This window comes from Bradyrhizobium sp. Tv2a-2 (assembly GCF_000472425.1).
Taxonomy (GTDB): Bacteria; Pseudomonadota; Alphaproteobacteria; order Rhizobiales; family Xanthobacteraceae; genus Bradyrhizobium.
The window spans coordinates 116228-132131 of the sequence record NZ_AXAI01000004.1 but is presented as its reverse complement, the minus strand read 5'-3'; the positions used below and the strand labels follow the sequence as shown (position 1 = coordinate 132131).

Sequence of the window (15904 nt, the reverse complement as noted above, 5' to 3'; positions counted from 1 at the left end):
GCCATCGTATCGATGCTCGCGCCCGGAGATCGAATCTGTCGAGGGGCCAAAGGGATTTCAGTTCTGAACGGCGGGAGCCCAAAAGAGGTAGCCCGGAGGTGTACAGGAGGGCGGGGTTGGTGCCTCGTTCGCTATGGCGTGGCGCAGTGCGCGCGTTCACTGCGGCTCGGTTGTGATGATGTGCAGCCTGCTCCAGTCGGCGGGCGATAGCTCGGTGTTGCGATGCTGCTCCGTGTTGCGGTCGACGATGTCGAGCAATTCGGTGTCGACCCCATCTGGCGCAGATAGAGACGGAACTGCTGGCCGAACCGCGTGGTCAGGCCTTCGCGGCGCTCCTCGGGCGTGCTCATGACGAGAAGCCCCCCTTGCTCCTGACGTTGCCATACAGTCATCGTGATGTTCAATCGTGAAGCCGCTGGCGTGACAGGCGTACGACACGCCGCTCCGTTCTCGCGGCGCGTTTCGCCCGAGTGTTGTTTCATCGTTGTCCCCCCTTTGAAATCGGAGGGCGCAGGGAAGGCCGGGTGGCCGCTGCACCCGGGGCCCTCGCGCAGAAGGAATTTGCGCGAGCGCAAAGACCACAGGTACAGGCGGTGATCACACCGGCCTTCCCCGCGCAGTGGTTTACGGCTTACTTCGGGCTCTCCTCGGTGAACCAATGCTTGTTTGCCACCGTCGCCTCGCGACTGCCTTTGGAGCACACGCGAGACTTGGCGCCAGCGTCGGGGCGCCAGGACCACACGACTTCGCCGTCCGCAATCTGTGCCGCTCGTCAGTCAGCATGATCACGTCCACCGCATTCCGCTCCACGTTCGTGACGACGCGTACGCCCCTGATCGGAGTGGAACGAGGACACCATACACTTGATTGTTGTTTCTGAAAAGAAGAATATTTTTGAAGGGCGGGGTTGACAGGATTTTGCGGGGGGTCTTGTCGGTTGCCAGTCCCGGATATTGCTGCGCTCATCCGGGCTGCCTATGTTCACTCGATCACCTTGTCGGCCATCAGCAGGACCTGCTCTGGAATCGTGACCCCCAGAGGCTTCGCGGTCCGCAGATTGACCACGAAAACAAATTTGGTCGGCTGCTCGACCGGCATCTCTGACGGCTTCTGTCCGTCGAGGATGCGAATGGTGTAGTCGGCGGCGCGACTAAGGAGCGCCTGCAGGTCCGGCCCGTAGCTCATGAGACCGCCGAGATCAGGATAGGTGCTAACCTGGTAGACGGTCGGCAGCCGGTATCGAAGCGCGATCTGGGGCAGGGCGGGTCTGGGTGGATCGGCCAGAACGTAGACCACCTCGCAACTTGCGGCTTTCATGTCTGCGAAGGTCTTGTCGAGGTCCTCGGGATCAGCGGCTGTGAAGAGTTCGGCCGCGACACCGATCGCGGCGGCGCCTTGCTTGGCAAGCTTTGCCATTGCTGGATGGGTGGCATTGTGCGAGCCGAGCAAGCCGATCTTTTTCACCGAGGGGAAGACGAGGCGGACGATGTCGAGTGTCTTGGTTAGCTCGCCGAACATGTTGGCGACGCCCGTGATGTTTCCGCCCGGCTGCGCGAAGGTCTTGATGAAGCCGGAGCCGACCGGGTCGGTCGCAGGCGCCATCACGATCGGGATGACTGACGTGGCGTGCTGGGCGACCGCGACGGCTGGTGTCGCCTCCGCAATGATGACGTCGGGCTTTTGCGCGAGCAGTTCGGCGACAAGGTTGGGCAGGGCATCGTAGTGGCCGCCCGCCTCACGGACGTCGATGATGAGGTTCTTGCCTTCCTCATAGCCTCGCTCCCTGAATGCGTCGCGCAGCCAGGATAGGATCAGCGTCGACCGGCCGGACGTCACCAAGGCCACGCGCCAGGGCCGCGAGGTATCGGCCACCGCTATAAGTGGCGAAAGCACAAGGCCAAGGCTGCCAAGAAATGCCGCTCGCCGTGTTACCAACGGAGCTACCATCATATCCTCTGTCCGAAGCATGGTGAGGGACGCTAGCACAGGCGCGGCCGCCATGACCTGCCCCAAGACCTCGGAATGGCGGACTATCTCGTTGGCAGGAAGCCCGGATGAGCGCAGTGACATCCGGGAATGCTGGCCGACAACCCGGTTATCGCTGCGCTCATCCGGGCTTCTGTAACCGGCCCCTCGTCAGTCAATCCCTTTTTGCGTCTTCCACTCGCCGGGAATCTGCTTCTGTGCGGGATCGGCGCGACGCCGTCGCCTACGTTTCCTTGTGAGCCGAGAGACGCCCAAACGCAGCGAGCATTATCGACCGATCTTGCAAGTGTGGGTCTTGCAAGTGTGGGTCTTGCAAGTGTGGGGTCAATGTCAGGTGCCGATTCACAATAGAAGGAAGAGCGGAGTCGGGAGACTCCACCCTCTTTCGATGGCTGAGTGCAGGCGCAGAGAACCTGCGCTGCTCGGTCTTGACGTCGATCAGAACTTATAGTTGATCCCGGCCCGGGCGATGTTGCCGACGTCCTTGAGCTTGACTGACGCCGCATTCAACGGCCCCGCGAAATTCAAGCTGGTGTCGTCGAGTTCGTAGCGCAGGTATTCCGCTCTCACCGTGACTGCGCTTGTACTGGACATGTGGAAGAATGTGTCGACGGGCAGCGCATATTCAAAGCCGCCACCGTAAGTAAAGCCGGTTTCGGTCGTCTTGAGGTTTGCGTTCACGAATGGGACGAATAAATCCAGCGTGGCACTGTGCTCGACGGTTCCATATGCAAAGCCGCCGGTCCCATAGACCAGGAAGCGATCGTATGCGTAGCCCAGCCTGCCGCGAATAGTTCCCAGATAATCCAGGCGGCTGCTGACGTTCCCCGTGATGAGGCCGGCGGCGATCGGGAGATTGCTCGACAGATCGGTGTAGGCCGCATCGGCTTCGAGACCGATCACGATACCGTTCAGATTGCCAAGTGCGAACTCGTAATTGTAACCGGCCTGGCCGCCCGCCGTGATGCCGCTGCTCTTGTTACGAAGCGAGAACGGATCGGAACCGAAAAGAATACTCGTCACGGAACCGTCGATGCGGTCGGAGTTGTCGAATGCGCCGCCGACGTTCACGCCCACGTAGAAGCCTGTCCACGAAAACGCCTGTGGCAAAGGGGGGGCCTTCACGGCCGGCTGATAACGAACCGGCAAATCCGCGGCGAAAGAGACGCCCGGGGCGGTGAGGAGCGCGAGTGCTAAGATCAGTTTCTTGGGCATGACTAGGTCCTGCATGATGAAGATGCTGGTCCTGACGCCTCCCCTTGATGACAACGAGGTGCCATAAATGACGACTTTCGAGGACCATGCTCCTCTTGCGTTGCGGGTGTTACGCTTTCATTGCGGAAACCATGCCTCCCATTGCGGTTGAAATCCTGCCCGGGATTCGCCGCAGATTGCGCAGATCTGGTGCTGTTGAGCAACACATTCGCCACGCGAGGCAAGATCCTTTGGGCTTACGAAACATATCCGGCGTCTATTGAGCGGCTCGACCTCCTCGAGCAGAGAATCTGACCATCCTTCGAGCGCATGCCCGGACGCGGTATAGACCGACGCGATATCCGGGGTTTTGTCGATTGCCAGTCCCGGATATCGCTGCGCTCATCCGGGCTCCGCGCGCCAATCCGACCTGGGCTTGTCAGGAGCGGCCTAGCGGCTGCCGTCGCCTGCAAGTTGCAGGAATTCTCGCCGCATTGAATTGACTGTCGCGACATAGGCCGCGACGAGGTGATCGCCGCAGCGCTCACCGGCGATCATGTGAAGCCTGCGGCGCGCGTAAGCCGTGGCGGGGCCGGAGCCACAGAGATGGATGAAGGCCGCGAGATCCTGCTTCTGCGCCGGACTCGCCGACGCTACCCCGGCGCGGGCGAGCGTGGCCGCAACATTGCGGTCCAGATAAACGGAGGTGAGCTCGATGGCATGGCTTGGGATAACCGGAAAGTGAGCGTGGTGAACCCGCAGCCGGTATCCACGACTTCGTTGTCCCGTATGCTGTAGCGAAGAAATTCGGGCAACTGGCAGATGCCGGTCCTCAACGTATAGGGGCGTAGTCGAAATGGATATCGTTTCGGTTCTCTCGATGCTTATCGCTATACTGAGCATTGTAGTCGTCGGCGCAATCGGTTTCTGGGCGGTCGAGCGCTTCGTCGCCGACCGCCGGCTGGCGCTCCTGCTCAAGTTGCTTGTCGTGCTTGTCTGTCTGGGCTCCATTGTGCACCGTTTGCCTGCGCTGAGTATTAGTTAGCAGGCGGCTCGGGATGCTGGCGCCCGCATCGCTGCAACAAGCGGCGAGTAATCACCGTTAGTCGCAGGTATGTTACACTTTCCGTTTATAATGGTGGATGCCGTTGGGTGACAGGGCGAGTTAGCGGAGCGTAACCCGCCGCTCGGCTGCAGAATGGCGGATTACGCTATCGCCAATCCGCCCCTACGGACTTGGTCGGGGTTGCCAAAGGTCGACGAAACCCGGATTCGCACACTCGTCCGACCGCCTTAGGCTGCCGGCATCAATACCCTCGCCAACGCCCTTGCGGATACCCTTGCGGATACCCTTGCCAGTATCCTGGCCGCTGGGCGGCAAAGGCGTAGTGCGGGTCGATCTCACAATACGAGTGGGTACCGGATGCGCTTGCCATGCATTGTCCGTAAGTCGAGAAGTAGCAAAGGCCCGGCCAGCCCCAGTCTCCGCCTGTCAGGCAGTAGGGGTAGCCTTGAGCGGCGGCGGGGTCTGATCCGGCTACCGTAAGCAATGCTGCAGCGGAAACGGCGGCGAACAGATGACGTGGCATGAAACAGCTCCTCAGCATTGGTCTCGGAGCCCCTACAGCAACCAATTGTCGCCATTATGGTCATAGGCTAACGCGTTTGCAGACGTGGCGTTGATCTAGATCAAGGGATCGCTAGCTGACTAGCGGGTGCCGTCGCCTGCAAGGCGCAGGAATTCCCGTCGCATTGAATTGACTCTTGCGACATAGGCCGCGACGAGGTGATCGCCGCAGCGCTCGCTCGCGATCATGTGAAACCTGCGGCGCGCGTAAGCCGTGGCGGGGCCCGCGCCGCAGAGATGGATGAAGGCCGCAAGATCCTTCTTCTGCTCCGGGCTTGCTGTCGCAATGCCGGCGCGGGCGAGCGTGGCCGCAACATTGCGGTCCAGATACACCGATGTGAGCCCGATGGCATGGCTCGGGATGATTCGGATGGTGAGGCTGGTGAACCCGCAGCCGCTATCCACGACGACGTTGCCCCGGATACACGACTGTCGAGCTTCCAGGTAGGCCGCATCGATCGTCTGGAACAGGCCGACGGCGCTGGAGGCGGGCTTATAGATCGCGAAAGGATTGAAGCTCCATTGCCAGCGCCAATAGGTGCGCGCCACCGGATTGCCGCTGCTCTCGACCTGCGCCAGCGCAGCCAAGAGTTCAGGCGTGATCGTGCTGGTGGAATAGGCGCGGAACAGCGGCCCGTACTGCTGCCACGTCTCGGCCGGCTCCTTGTCGAGCCTGTGCCCGACAAAGAAGAACAGCTCGGTCGGCTTGCGGATCACCTGATAGGCGATGTTCAACGGCGCGAGGACCGCAAGCAGGATCACGATGCTCGCCAGGATTTGAACCGCGCGCGGTGCGCGCGCGAACTGCCGCCTCGCCCATCGCGCGTGCCGTCGCCAGCGGCGAAGGCGAAAACGGCGACTGCTTTTTCTTGGCATGCGGCCTGTGGGAGCGAGTAGGGCGGGTTAGCGCCAACGTAACCCGCCGTCTGCGCGGACGGAATGGCGGATTCCGCTGTCGCTGATCCGCTCGCCTGGAACGAATGCATTTTTGATAACGGATCGTTAGCATGTCGTCGACGCCGCAGTGCGTGTTTCGATTCGTTCTTTCGGAACGAATTGGAGTCAGATGATGAACAAAGAGCGAGTGGCGCGAGCTGGCGAAAGATTCCTTGAATTGCAGCTAAGAAAGAGGCCGCCCGAGCGACCGGCCCGTTCGGCTCCGATCTAGCGAGTAGCCCGGATGAGCGCAGCGACATCCGGGACATTGGCCGACGGCACCCGGGATATCGCTCCGCTCATTCGGGTTACGCTTGCTTTTTTGGGCATACGTTTGTAGGACGGATTCGTCCCGGTCCATCCGCATTCGTTAGATCAGGTACGCCCGGACTTGTTCAACCAAGGTCTGAAATTCGTCCCGTCGAGTTAGATGGATAGCGCCATCGCGACGAAACACTCCTTCTTTAGCAATAGTGCTTGTTTCCGCCCCCGAGGGTGCACGTTCATACTTGTCGCGGATGTCGTCCTTAAATAGCAAAAAGGGCTGCGCACAATCGCTCTTGGCCGCAAATTCGTTTACTGCAGCTTCATACTCTGATTTTCTATCGCCATCAAAGATGGCCGCGCATTTGATGCCGAGATCGACGCACAATCGCATCCACGGGCGAATAACGCTAGCGCCGCCACATCCGTAACCCATAATTGGGAGTGGCGCCTGATTAGTAGCTTCTAAAAAATTTTCTATGTAATGAACGTCTTCAGAGCCCTCCAACAGGACAGCCCGATCCGCAAAGAACAATTCTTTGCAAACCGAGTCATAGTACTTTCTGCTCATCACGTCCGAATGCGCGTTGACTGCGTTAAATGAACTGCTGGTTGGGCTTGCTATTCTGGATTCGCCAGCCTCATCAATAGACACCCGGAATAGCTTCGCTGGACCTGATATCTCTCGCCAGCCAACGAAATGGGGTGAGTGCGTGACGCAAACCACTTGTCGATCCTGACTGTAGTCGAGCAACACTTTAAAGAGGTTGCGCTGCAGTTGGGGATGCAGCGAAAGTTCTGGCTCGTCGATAATAATACAGGAGCCAGGCTCGCTCGTTACAAGCGAGTAGATTATCCTCACGAGGTTAGTTATTCCATCACCTGTATCCGACACAACGTGAGGTAGCTTGGATGGGCCTGTGTACAGAAGGACATTCCTGCCGCCGATGTTGTCGGTTGAAAACTTGGCAGTACTCGGATCAACAGCGGCTAATGCTTTAAGAAAGGCTGCTTTTGACGACTCTTCACCAAAGAGCGTTGCGATTGAAGTCGCAAGGTAGCCATCAAAGTAGGCCGGATTGCTCAGTCTGGCGCTGAGTTCATTTGCCTCGTATTCCGATACGCGTAGTGGGCTAACGTTATAGTCCGATCCGAAAGGTCGGCGTGAGGGAACAAATCTAGTCTTCCCGCGAAGCTTGTGCCTGTTTCCGCTCTTCTGAAAAATTGCGCCCTCAACATTGTTGTTGATCCAGACTTGCTCCTCGGTCGTCTCATTTTGCCAAGTGATTTCGAGAACGGGCTTCTGAGGTTCGCGACGAGCTTCCTGACCGATCGTGATACGGTCATCGTTCGATAGGAGCAGGCGAGTCATGGTGATCAACGTGCTCTTGCCGGTATTGTTCTGTCCAACAATTACGTTGTAGCCGCTTCCTCGCTCCCCATTCGGTCGGGCAAGCTCAATGGATTGCGGCTTCGCAAAGGATTTGATGTATCCAATGGAGATTGAAGTAATCACGATAAGACTCAGAGGCTGTTGATTGGACGCGTAGACGCCTAGGCAACTCGTTGAACGACTTTCGTTATAAAGTGCTTGGTGCTTATCTTGTTTCCAAGGTTTTCCTGCACTGTTCTTAGCCTCACTAACAGGCGATCGCCGTGGCTGAAGCTTTCCTCTCCGTGCTCGACGCGCCTTCGATAATCTTCATCAGTGAGCTTTGCGGCGATCGACATACGACCGTACTTGAATCTCCACATACCTTCCCCCTCGAGCACGGGGGCTTTCACCTCAAGAATTGCTTCAACCTCGCTCTCTAATGGCCTGTCCTTTGGTTTCACGGCCTTGAAATTAGAGAGATCAACTGCATCGTAGCTCGCTATTTTCTTTCCTTGATGTCTAAGTTCAAGCTTCTTCGCGCCGAGTTTGGTCGGGATATCTAATTTCTCGGCATCGTTTCCGATTCCGCTCAAGAGGAAAGTGTTATAGATATTGCCATTTATGATTGTTGTCTCGCCATGAACGTTTTCGATCTGAAGGGCACTTCCATTGTCGACATTTTGAATTCTCTGCGGAGGTTGTCCTTTTAGAAATTTCAGCAGATCGAGCCACAACTTAACCAGCGATGCGACATCTTTGACACCCAACAACAGCCCCGGAAAGGCTGGGAAGGCAGATTGAGCTGTTGCGGCTACGTCGTAGAGCCAATGCAGGTCTATCGAGCCAGGTTGGATTCGTTCGATGCGGACGGACGTTTTTGCTTTCGCTCCGTGATACGTCTGGTTTGCTTTTGTCGCTATTCGCGTGAAGGCGCTTAAGAGGCGGATGAGTTCGTGTGCCTCCACGGTCGCTGGCACGACCCTACCAAAGTAGTACAAGGACAGGCTTTGTTCGCTCGGCATATGAGATTGACCCCGTGTCACACGCGTAAGTTGCCATGGATTGGTTCCTCGATGGAAGTAAGAAAAAAGGCGGCCTTTCGGCCGCCCTTTCGTGGATGCCCGGGTCAAGCCCACGGCTGTCCGGTTTAATTTGGGTGGACAGGGCGCATGGCGTGGATTCTTCTGCGGTCTTGAGCATCGCCAAATGTTCGAGACACGCCAGGAAGATCCCGCCATGCGCCACCACAATACAGTATTTCACGGCATTCTGAACTTAGTGCCGTGGCGTGTTCTGGATCGGCTTGTGGACAGATATCGAGCCAATAAGCGGGTGCGCCGGCTCAGTACGCAGAACCAATTTGTCGCGATGCTCTATGCACAGCTTTCGGACGCCCAGAGTCTGCGAGCGATCGAAGCATCGTTTGAGAGCCATGCCACGCGGCTCTATCACCTCGGAGCGAGAGAGTTGTCGCGCTCGACCTTGGCTGACGCCAACGCCAAACGTTCCTGCGCGGTATTTACGGAGTTGTTGTCGGAGCTGATGGGCCGGTGTGAACGCGGCCTCGCCGGCAAGGTCGCGGACGCCGTGTATCTGGTCGATTCCACTGGGTTCCGACTGAACTCGCTGAGCGCCGATTGGGCGCGGTTTTGTTCCGGCTGCACGGGGCCAAGCTGCATATTGTCTATAACCCAGACAGCGAGCGCCCGAGCTTCGCCGAACTGACCCCGGCCAATGTCAACGACATCACCGTCGCCAAAACCATGCCGATCCGACCCGGTGCGACCTATGTCTTCGACCTCGGCTACTACGACTATGGCTGGTGGGCTGAACTCCATGCCGCGGGATGCCGCCTCGTCACCCGTCTGAAGGCCAATACACCGCTGTTGGTGACGGCCGAGAACAAGGTGCCTAAGGGCTCTTCGGTGCTTTCCGACCGCATCGCTCTGTTGCCGGCACGGCAGGCCAAGTCCCGCAAGAACCCTTTCCAGGACCCGGTGCGCGAGATCAGGGTCCAAACCGAGACCGGCAAGATCCTGCGTATTGTCACCAATGATCTTGATGCTCCGGCCGATGAGATCGCCGAACTCTACAAGCGCCGCTGGCACATCGAACTGTTCTTCCGCTGGATCAAGCAAACCCTCAAAATCCGCCACTTTTTCGGTGCTTCCGAGAACGCCGTGCGCATTCAGATCGCCATCGCACTTATCGCCTTCCTGCTCTTGCGCATGGCCCATGCCACCCAGAGCAGCGTCACAACTCTCCTGACCTTCACACGGCTGGTAGCTCAAAATCTCATGCAACGGCGGCGGATTGATCGTCTCCTCGATCCACCTCCGCCGATCCTTAAAGATCACCGACAGATGAACCTCAGCCTATGCTAAATTTAAACCGGACAGCCGTGGGTCAAGCCCGGGCATGACGTTCTTCGCTACTACAGCAGCAAGCCCTTAGCCCGCGCCTCACGAACACCCCGTCGTGCTGCCGCACGTATCGCACTTCATGCACGTGCCATTCCGCACCAGCGTGAAGTTGCCGCACTCCGAGCACATCTCGCCTTCGTAGCCCTTGGCTTTGGCCTCGGCGCGCCGCTCTGCCTTGGTCGCTACGTGCGCCACCGCTGCCGTGCCGGGCTTGCTCCATTGCATGGCTTCCAGCTTCTCGGTCGGCGAGAGGTCGTGGCTGGTCTCCTGCTTCAGCGCGACGGCGCCTTCGACGGCATCGCCGGCACCGGCGCGGTTGAGCGCCGTCACCTTCGAGCCGCCTGAGGGCGCGTTGTCAGCGCCCTGGCTGACGGCGGCGCTGCCGCCGCGCATGACGACCAGGTTGTCGGTGCGGGAGCGGGTGAGGCCGCGGGAGACGTATTTGGTCGCCTGGGGCGCGGGGCCGTCGTCGGGGGTCTTGCCTTCCTCGACGCCCTTGCCGAGCGCATCGAAGCTCGACTCGGTGGGATCGACATGGGCGAGGTCGAAGCGGCTCATATAGCTCACCGCGAGCTCGCGGAAGACATAGTCGAGGATCGAGGTTGCGTACTTGATGGAGTCGTTGCCCTGCACCGGACCCGCAGGCTCGAAGCGGGTGAAGGTGAAGGCATCGACGTATTCATCGAGCGGCACGCCGTATTGCAGGCCGAGCGAGACTGCGATGGCGAAGTTGTTGATGAAGGAGCGGAGCGCCGCGCCCTCCTTGTGCATATCGATGAAGATCTCGCCGAGACGCCCATCGTCATATTCGCCGGTTCGCAAGTAGACCTTGTGTCCGCCGACCACCGCCTTCTGGGTGTAGCCCTTGCGGCGATCCGGCATCTTCTCGCGCTCGCGCATCACCACGATGCGCTCGACCAGCTTCTCGACGATCTTCTCCGAGACTTGCGCCGCGCGCGCGGCCATCGGCTTCTCGTAGAGCCCCTCCACCGCATCATCCTCGTCCTCATCGTCGCTGATGAGCTGCGAGTTGAGCGGCTGCGACAGTTTCGAGCCGTCGCGGTAGAGCGCGTTGGCCTTCAGCGCGAGCTTCCAGGACAACAGGTAAGCAGCCTTACAGTCCTCGACGGTCGCATCGTTCGGCATGTTGATGGTCTTGGAGATCGCACCCGAGATGAATGGCTGCGAGGCCGCCATCATGCGGATGTGGCTTTCCACCGACAGATAGCGCTTGCCGATCTTGCCGCAGGGGTTGGCGCAGTCGAACACCGCGTAATGTTCTGGTTTGAGGTGCGGAGCCGATTCCACCGTCATGGCGCCGCAGATGTGCACGTTCGCGGCCTCGATCTCGCGCTTGGTGAAGCCCAGCGCTGCGAGCAGGTCGAAGTTCGGCGCGCCGAGGGCCTCAGGCCCGATGCCGAGCTGGTCGCGGATGAACTCCTCGCCAAAGGTCCACTTGTTGAAGGCGAACTTGATGTCGAAGGCGGTCGGCAGGGCCTTCTCGACCTTGGCGATCGCTTCATCCGTGAAGCCCTTGGACTTCAGCGTCGTGACGTTGATGCCCGGCGCATTGGCGAGCGAGCCGTGGCCGACGGCGTAGGCCTCGATCTCCGCGATCTCGCTTTCGCGATAGCCGAGCGCGCGCAGTGCCTCAGGGACAGCGCGGTTGATGATCTTGAAGTAGCCGCCGCCGGCGAGCTTCTTGAACTTCACCAGCGCGAAGTCGGGCTCGATGCCGGTGGTGTCGCAATCCATCACAAGGCCGATCGTGCCGGTCGGCGCGACCACGGTGACCTGCGCGTTGCGATAGCCGTTCTGCTCGCCGAGCGAGAGCGCATCGTCCCAGGCCATCTTGGCGTGGGCGATGAGGTCGGCCTGCGGGCAGGAGGCATGGTCGAGCGGCACCGGGTTGACGGAGAGCGCCTCGTAGCCGCGGCTTTCGCCATGGGCCGCGCGGCGGTGGTTGCGGATCACGCGCAGGATGTGCGCGGCGTTCTTCTTGTGGCCGGGGAAGGGGCCGAGCTCGCCCGACATCTCGGCCGAGGTCTTGTATGCGATGCCGGTCATGATGGCGGTCAGCGCGCCGCAGAGCGAACGGCCTTCCTTGCTGTCATAGGGCAGGCCCATGGTCATCAAGAGGCCGCCGATATTGGCAAAGCCCAGGCCCAGCGTGCGGAACTCGTAGGAGAGCTCGGCGATCGCCTTGGACGGGAATTGCGCCATCAGCACAGAGATCTCGAGCACCAGCGTCCAGAGCCGGCAGAGATGCTCGTAAGAGGCGACGTCGAACTGCTTGGTCGTGGTGTTGTAGAAGGTGAGCAGGTTGGCCGACGCCAGGTTGCAGGCGGTGTCGTCCAGGAACATGTATTCCGAGCACGGATTGGACGCACGGATGTCGCCTGACGCCTTGCAGGTGTGCCAGTCGTTCATCGTGGTGTTGAAGTGCAGGCCGGGATCGGCGGAGGCCCAGGCGGCGTAGCCGATCTTCTCCCAGAGATCGCGCGCCTTCAGCGTCTTCATCACCTTCTTGTTGGTGCGCCCGATCAGCTGCCAGTCGCCGTCGGTCTCGACCGCGCGCAGGAAGTCGTCCTTCAGCGAGACCGAGTTGTTGGAGTTCTGGCCTGACACCGTGAGATAGGCTTCCGAATCCCAGTCGGTGTCATAGGTGTCGAACTGAATGTCCTTGTAGCCTTGCCTGGCGAACTGGATGACACGCTTGATGTAGTTGTCGGCGACCAGCGCGCGGCGCGCGAGCTTGATCTCGCGGCGGAGCGCCGGGTTCTTCTCGGGGTCGAAGCAGTCGTCGCCTGAACCTTCGCAGTTCACGCAGGCCTTCATTACGGCCTTGAGGTGCTTCTGGTTGACCTTGGAGCCGGTGACGAGGGCAGCAACCTTCTGCTCCTCCTTCACCTTCCAGTCGATATAGGTCTCGATGTCGGGGTGATCGGCGTCGACCACGACCATCTTGGCCGCGCGGCGCGTGGTGCCGCCGGACTTGATCGCGCCCGCCGCGCGGTCGCCGATCTTGAGGAAGCTCATCAGGCCGGACGAGCGGCCGCCGCCGGAAAGGCGTTCGCCTTCGCCGCGCAGCTTCGAGAAGTTCGAGCCGGTGCCGGAGCCATATTTGAACAGGCGCGCCTCGCGCACCCAGAGATCCATGATGCCGCCGTCGTTGACGAGGTCGTCCTCGATGCCCTGGATGAAGCAGGCGTGCGGCTGCGGATGCTCGTAGGCCGACTTGGATTTCGTCAGCTTGCCGGTCCTGTGGTCGACGTAATAGTGGCCCTGGCCGGGACCGTCGACGCCATAGGCCCAGTGCAGGCCGGTGTTGAACCATTGCGGCGAGTTCGGCGCCACCATCTGCATGGCGAGCATGTAGCGGAGTTCGTCATAGAAGGCGGACGCGTCGTCTTCGCTCGAGAAATAGCCGCCCTTCCAGCCCCAATAGGTCCAGCAACCGGCGAGACGGTCGAACACCTGCTTGGCGGAGAGCTCGCTGACATAGCGCTCTTTCTCCGGCAGGCTCTCCAGCGCCTCGGTGTCGGGCACCGAGCGCCACAGCCATGACGGGACGCTTTCTTCCTCGATCCTTTTCAGCCGCGCGGCAACGCCGGCTTTCCGGAAATATTTCTGCGCAAGCACGTCGGAGGCGACCTGCGACCAGGCCGAGGGGACCTCGACATTGTCGAGACGAAACACGATGGAACCATCCGGGTTCTTGATCTCAGATGTCGTCAATCTGAAATCAATCCGTGCGTACGGTGTTTCACCTTGCGTGGTGTGGCGACGTTCGATTCGCATAGTTTTCTTGCCCCGTATTTTCTCTTGGACCGCGCCGTCAACCCACGGCTACGGTTCGCTATTGCCTTGCGCGATCCGCCCAAGCCGCGGGTGTCTCCCACGCTCGTCCGTTTCGCAGTTCAGACCGGTTGGCCCGGTCCCTTCTCTTCAACGCCCCAACTTCAAACAACGTCACGCGGGCCTTTTCGGCCTCGTCTTGGCACCCCGGATTTCCCTCAAGTTTCAGGGCGCAAAAGCCCTGCACCCGCTGCCCGAACCGGCCGACGGAGTGGTCATTTTGGAACCCTGGTGGGAGCGACCGGCGGGACCCAAACTCACTCGCGCCGAACCGGTCCAAAGCTAGGCCAAACCCGTCTCGCCCGTCAAGGACTAGTGCGATTTCCTGAATCAAATACTAAATATGGTGGAAAGCGTGGGATAACAGGGGCCAATGCCACGCCTGTGATGGGGTCAAGTATCAGTGAGTCCTCAAGGATTCGGAAGCCAAAAAATTATCCCCAAGGGGCCTGTCCGAGCTTCACCCCACTATGCACAGGCAAGATTTTGTTGGGCGCAACGGCTTGCATCCGGAAGACTCAGCTAAGGGTGCGGGCAAGTTTTAGCTGACATCTCCTACAGCGTGTGGTGAACAGGTCCGGCGGCGGCAAGGGAGCCGCCAATTTCAGTTTCAGCCCAGCCATCCCATGACAGAATCAGTCGCAAAACCGGCGCGGCCGGGCCTCGCGCCGGCAGGCCTTGCCTTCCTCGCCATCACCTCGATCGGCTGGGGCTTCAATTGGCCCGCGACCAAGTACCTGTTGTCCGAACTGCCGCCGCTGACGCTGCGCGGCGGTACCGGCGTCGTGGGCGCCGTGCTGCTTGCGCTCCTGGCCATCCTGCGCGGGCAGTCCTTGCGCGTGCCGGACGGGATGTGGCCGCGGCTGGTGCTGGCGGGGCTCCTCAACGTCACCGGCTGGATGGTCCTGATGGGGCTGGCGCTGGTGTTCCTGCCGGCGAGCGAGACCGCGCTGATCGCCTACACCATGCCAGTATGGGCCTCGATCCTGGCCTGGCCGGTGCTGGGCGAGCAGCCGACCCCGTTGCGGGCGCTTGCGCTTGTGCTGGCCTTTGGCGGGCTGCTCGCGATCATGGGCGGCAACGGCGTTGCGGCGAGCATGGAAAAGCTGCCGGGAATCATCATGGCGCTGTGCGGCTCGATCGGCTTTGCCGTGGGCACCGTGCTCGCCAAACGCTGGCCGCTGAAGATGGCGCCTATCCCTGCCGCCGCCTGGCAAATCGGCATTGGCTGCGCGCCGGTGGCGGTCGCCGGCTTTTTGCTCGAAACCGCCTATTTCGATGCGGTCACGCCGGTCGGCTGGTGGGTCCTGCTCTACAGCACCTTGGTGCAGTTCTGCATCGCCTATGTCGCCTGGTTTGCCGCACTCGCCCGGCTGCCCGCGTCGGTCGCGGCGACCGGCACCATGGCGGTTCCAGTGATCGGGGTTGTGGCCTCCGCACTCGCTCTGCACGAGCCGCTCGGTGCCGGCCAGATCGCGGCGCTGGTTCTAACGCTGGCGGCGGTCGCGCTGGCGACGCGGAGTTAATAGAAAGCGGCGCCCGAAGGCGCCGCTCGCAAAGATTTCACCCCGAGGCTTGCGATTACGGGCAGGGGTGCCGCATTCCGTCATAGCCGAGATAGGTGCCGCTGGAGGGATCGTAGGAGCGGTAGCGCTGGGCGCAGTAGCTCGCGTCGCCGCCGACCGGCGCCGGCACCACAGCCACGCCGCTGTCATAGTAGTCGGGGCCAGCGTCGTCGTCATAGTAGGTATCGCCATAGTAACCCGGATAGCCGCCATCATAATAGGCGTAGCTGCCGAGCGCTGCGCCAGCCGCAACTCCTGCCGCGACTGCACCGGCGCCATAGCCCCAGCCGCGATTGCGCCAGCCGTTGCCGTGCCAGCCGCCATTCCAGTTGCGGCCGCCATTCCAGGCGACACCGCCGCCGCCGACCGGTCGCGAGGCCGCGAAGCCCGCGCCGCCAACCGGTCGTGAAGCGGCAAAGGCTGCGCCGCCGCCCGGGCGCGCAAAGCCGCCACCGCCCATGTGCATGCCGCCACCGCCGCCGCCGAAATGCATGCCGCCACCGCCGCCGATATGGCCGCCGCCGCCACCGCCACGACCAAAGGCGAAGCTGGCCGAAGGCATCGCCGTCGCCAGCGCAAGAGCAAGCGCGGTTGAGGCACTTAAAAGCATTGATTTACGCATGATTGAAGCTCCATCGAATGACGCTGACTTAATGGCCTTGCCGCCCCAATGTTC

The 15904-nt window shown here is 60.6% G+C and carries 11 protein-coding genes and 1 pseudogene; 4 read left to right on the top strand and 8 right to left on the bottom strand.

Annotated features, from left to right (window positions below; translation table 11 throughout):
* Nucleotides 1-981 precede the first annotated feature (981 nt).
* A complete protein-coding gene (locus tag A3AI_RS0109165; RefSeq protein ID WP_198030085.1) occupies nucleotides 982-1950 on the bottom strand; it encodes an ABC transporter substrate-binding protein in 969 nt (322 codons plus the stop codon).
* 474 nt (nucleotides 1951-2424) lie between these two features.
* Entirely contained in the window at nucleotides 2425-3201 is a 777-nt protein-coding gene (locus A3AI_RS42455) for an outer membrane protein (protein WP_051382334.1), read from the bottom strand.
* 585 nt (nucleotides 3202-3786) lie between these two features.
* On the opposite strand from A3AI_RS42455, the gene A3AI_RS48715 reads away from it, so the two are divergent.
* Nucleotides 3787-3978: a hypothetical protein gene (locus A3AI_RS48715; RefSeq protein WP_051382333.1), complete on the top strand. Its 192-nt coding sequence runs from the start codon at nucleotides 3787-3789 to the stop codon at nucleotides 3976-3978.
* Between the two features lie 58 nt (nucleotides 3979-4036).
* Complete coding sequence (locus A3AI_RS0109150; protein WP_024515301.1) at nucleotides 4037-4225, top strand: hypothetical protein; 189 nt, start codon at nucleotides 4037-4039, stop codon at nucleotides 4223-4225.
* Nucleotides 4226-4487: 262 nt separating this feature from the next.
* Here the strand turns inward: A3AI_RS0109150 and A3AI_RS46115 are convergent, their stop codons facing one another.
* From A3AI_RS46115 to A3AI_RS0109135, 4 genes are all read right to left on the bottom strand, one after another.
* On the bottom strand, nucleotides 4488-4769 hold the full coding sequence (locus A3AI_RS46115; protein ID WP_084800882.1) for a DUF3551 domain-containing protein: 282 nt from the start codon (nucleotides 4767-4769) through the stop codon (nucleotides 4488-4490).
* Nucleotides 4770-4888: 119 nt separating this feature from the next.
* The gene (locus tag A3AI_RS0109145) at nucleotides 4889-5683 is read right to left on the bottom strand and encodes a transglycosylase SLT domain-containing protein (protein ID WP_024515300.1); all 795 of its coding nucleotides are present in this window, start codon (nucleotides 5681-5683) and stop codon (nucleotides 4889-4891) included.
* A gap of 430 nt (nucleotides 5684-6113) precedes the next feature.
* Nucleotides 6114-7523 carry an ATP-dependent nuclease gene (locus A3AI_RS0109140; RefSeq protein WP_036047782.1) on the bottom strand — a complete coding sequence of 470 codons (1410 nt, stop codon included), beginning with the start codon at nucleotides 7521-7523 and terminating at the stop codon, nucleotides 6114-6116.
* Nucleotides 7524-7561: 38 nt separating this feature from the next.
* On the bottom strand, nucleotides 7562-8404 hold the full coding sequence (locus A3AI_RS0109135) for an LAPAL motif-containing putative phage structural protein (protein WP_024515298.1): 843 nt from the start codon (nucleotides 8402-8404) through the stop codon (nucleotides 7562-7564).
* Nucleotides 8405-8618: 214 nt separating this feature from the next.
* Here A3AI_RS0109135 and A3AI_RS42445 point away from each other — a divergent pair.
* A pseudogene (locus tag A3AI_RS42445) lies at nucleotides 8619-9766 on the top strand (IS4 family transposase).
* Nucleotides 9767-9844: 78 nt separating this feature from the next.
* Here A3AI_RS42445 and A3AI_RS0109125 read toward each other — a convergent pair.
* On the bottom strand, nucleotides 9845-13606 hold the full coding sequence (locus A3AI_RS0109125; RefSeq protein WP_024515297.1) for a vitamin B12-dependent ribonucleotide reductase: 3762 nt from the start codon (nucleotides 13604-13606) through the stop codon (nucleotides 9845-9847).
* Between the two features lie 683 nt (nucleotides 13607-14289).
* Between A3AI_RS0109125 and A3AI_RS0109115 the strand changes: the two genes are divergently transcribed.
* Nucleotides 14290-15189, top strand: a complete 900-nt coding sequence (locus A3AI_RS0109115) for a DMT family transporter (RefSeq protein ID WP_024515295.1) — start codon at nucleotides 14290-14292, stop codon at nucleotides 15187-15189.
* 55 nt (nucleotides 15190-15244) lie between these two features.
* Here the strand turns inward: A3AI_RS0109115 and A3AI_RS0109110 are convergent, their stop codons facing one another.
* Nucleotides 15245-15850 (bottom strand): BA14K family protein, encoded by a 606-nt coding sequence (locus A3AI_RS0109110; RefSeq protein ID WP_024515294.1) that lies wholly within the window; start codon nucleotides 15848-15850, stop codon nucleotides 15245-15247.
* Nucleotides 15851-15904 lie beyond the last annotated feature (54 nt).

Excerpts from the sequence above, each read along its gene's own strand:
- A3AI_RS0109115 (WP_024515295.1), top strand. The coding sequence starts at position 14,290 with ATGACAGAATCAGTCGCAAAACCGGCGCGGCCGGGCCTCGCGCCGGCA.
- A3AI_RS0109135 (WP_024515298.1), bottom strand. The coding sequence starts at position 8,404 with ATGCCGAGCGAACAAAGCCTGTCCTTGTACTACTTTGGTAGGGTCGTG.
- A3AI_RS42455 (WP_051382334.1), bottom strand. The coding sequence starts at position 3,201 with ATGCCCAAGAAACTGATCTTAGCACTCGCGCTCCTCACCGCCCCGGGC.
- A3AI_RS0109110 (WP_024515294.1), bottom strand. The coding sequence starts at position 15,850 with ATGCGTAAATCAATGCTTTTAAGTGCCTCAACCGCGCTTGCTCTTGCG.
- A3AI_RS0109125 (WP_024515297.1), bottom strand. The coding sequence starts at position 13,606 with ATGCGAATCGAACGTCGCCACACCACGCAAGGTGAAACACCGTACGCA.
- A3AI_RS0109165 (WP_198030085.1), bottom strand. The coding sequence starts at position 1,950 with ATGATGGTAGCTCCGTTGGTAACACGGCGAGCGGCATTTCTTGGCAGC.
- A3AI_RS48715 (WP_051382333.1), top strand. The coding sequence starts at position 3,787 with ATGGATGAAGGCCGCGAGATCCTGCTTCTGCGCCGGACTCGCCGACGC.
- A3AI_RS0109150 (WP_024515301.1), top strand. The coding sequence starts at position 4,037 with ATGGATATCGTTTCGGTTCTCTCGATGCTTATCGCTATACTGAGCATT.
- A3AI_RS0109145 (WP_024515300.1), bottom strand. The coding sequence starts at position 5,683 with ATGCCAAGAAAAAGCAGTCGCCGTTTTCGCCTTCGCCGCTGGCGACGG.
- A3AI_RS46115 (WP_084800882.1), bottom strand. The coding sequence starts at position 4,769 with ATGCCACGTCATCTGTTCGCCGCCGTTTCCGCTGCAGCATTGCTTACG.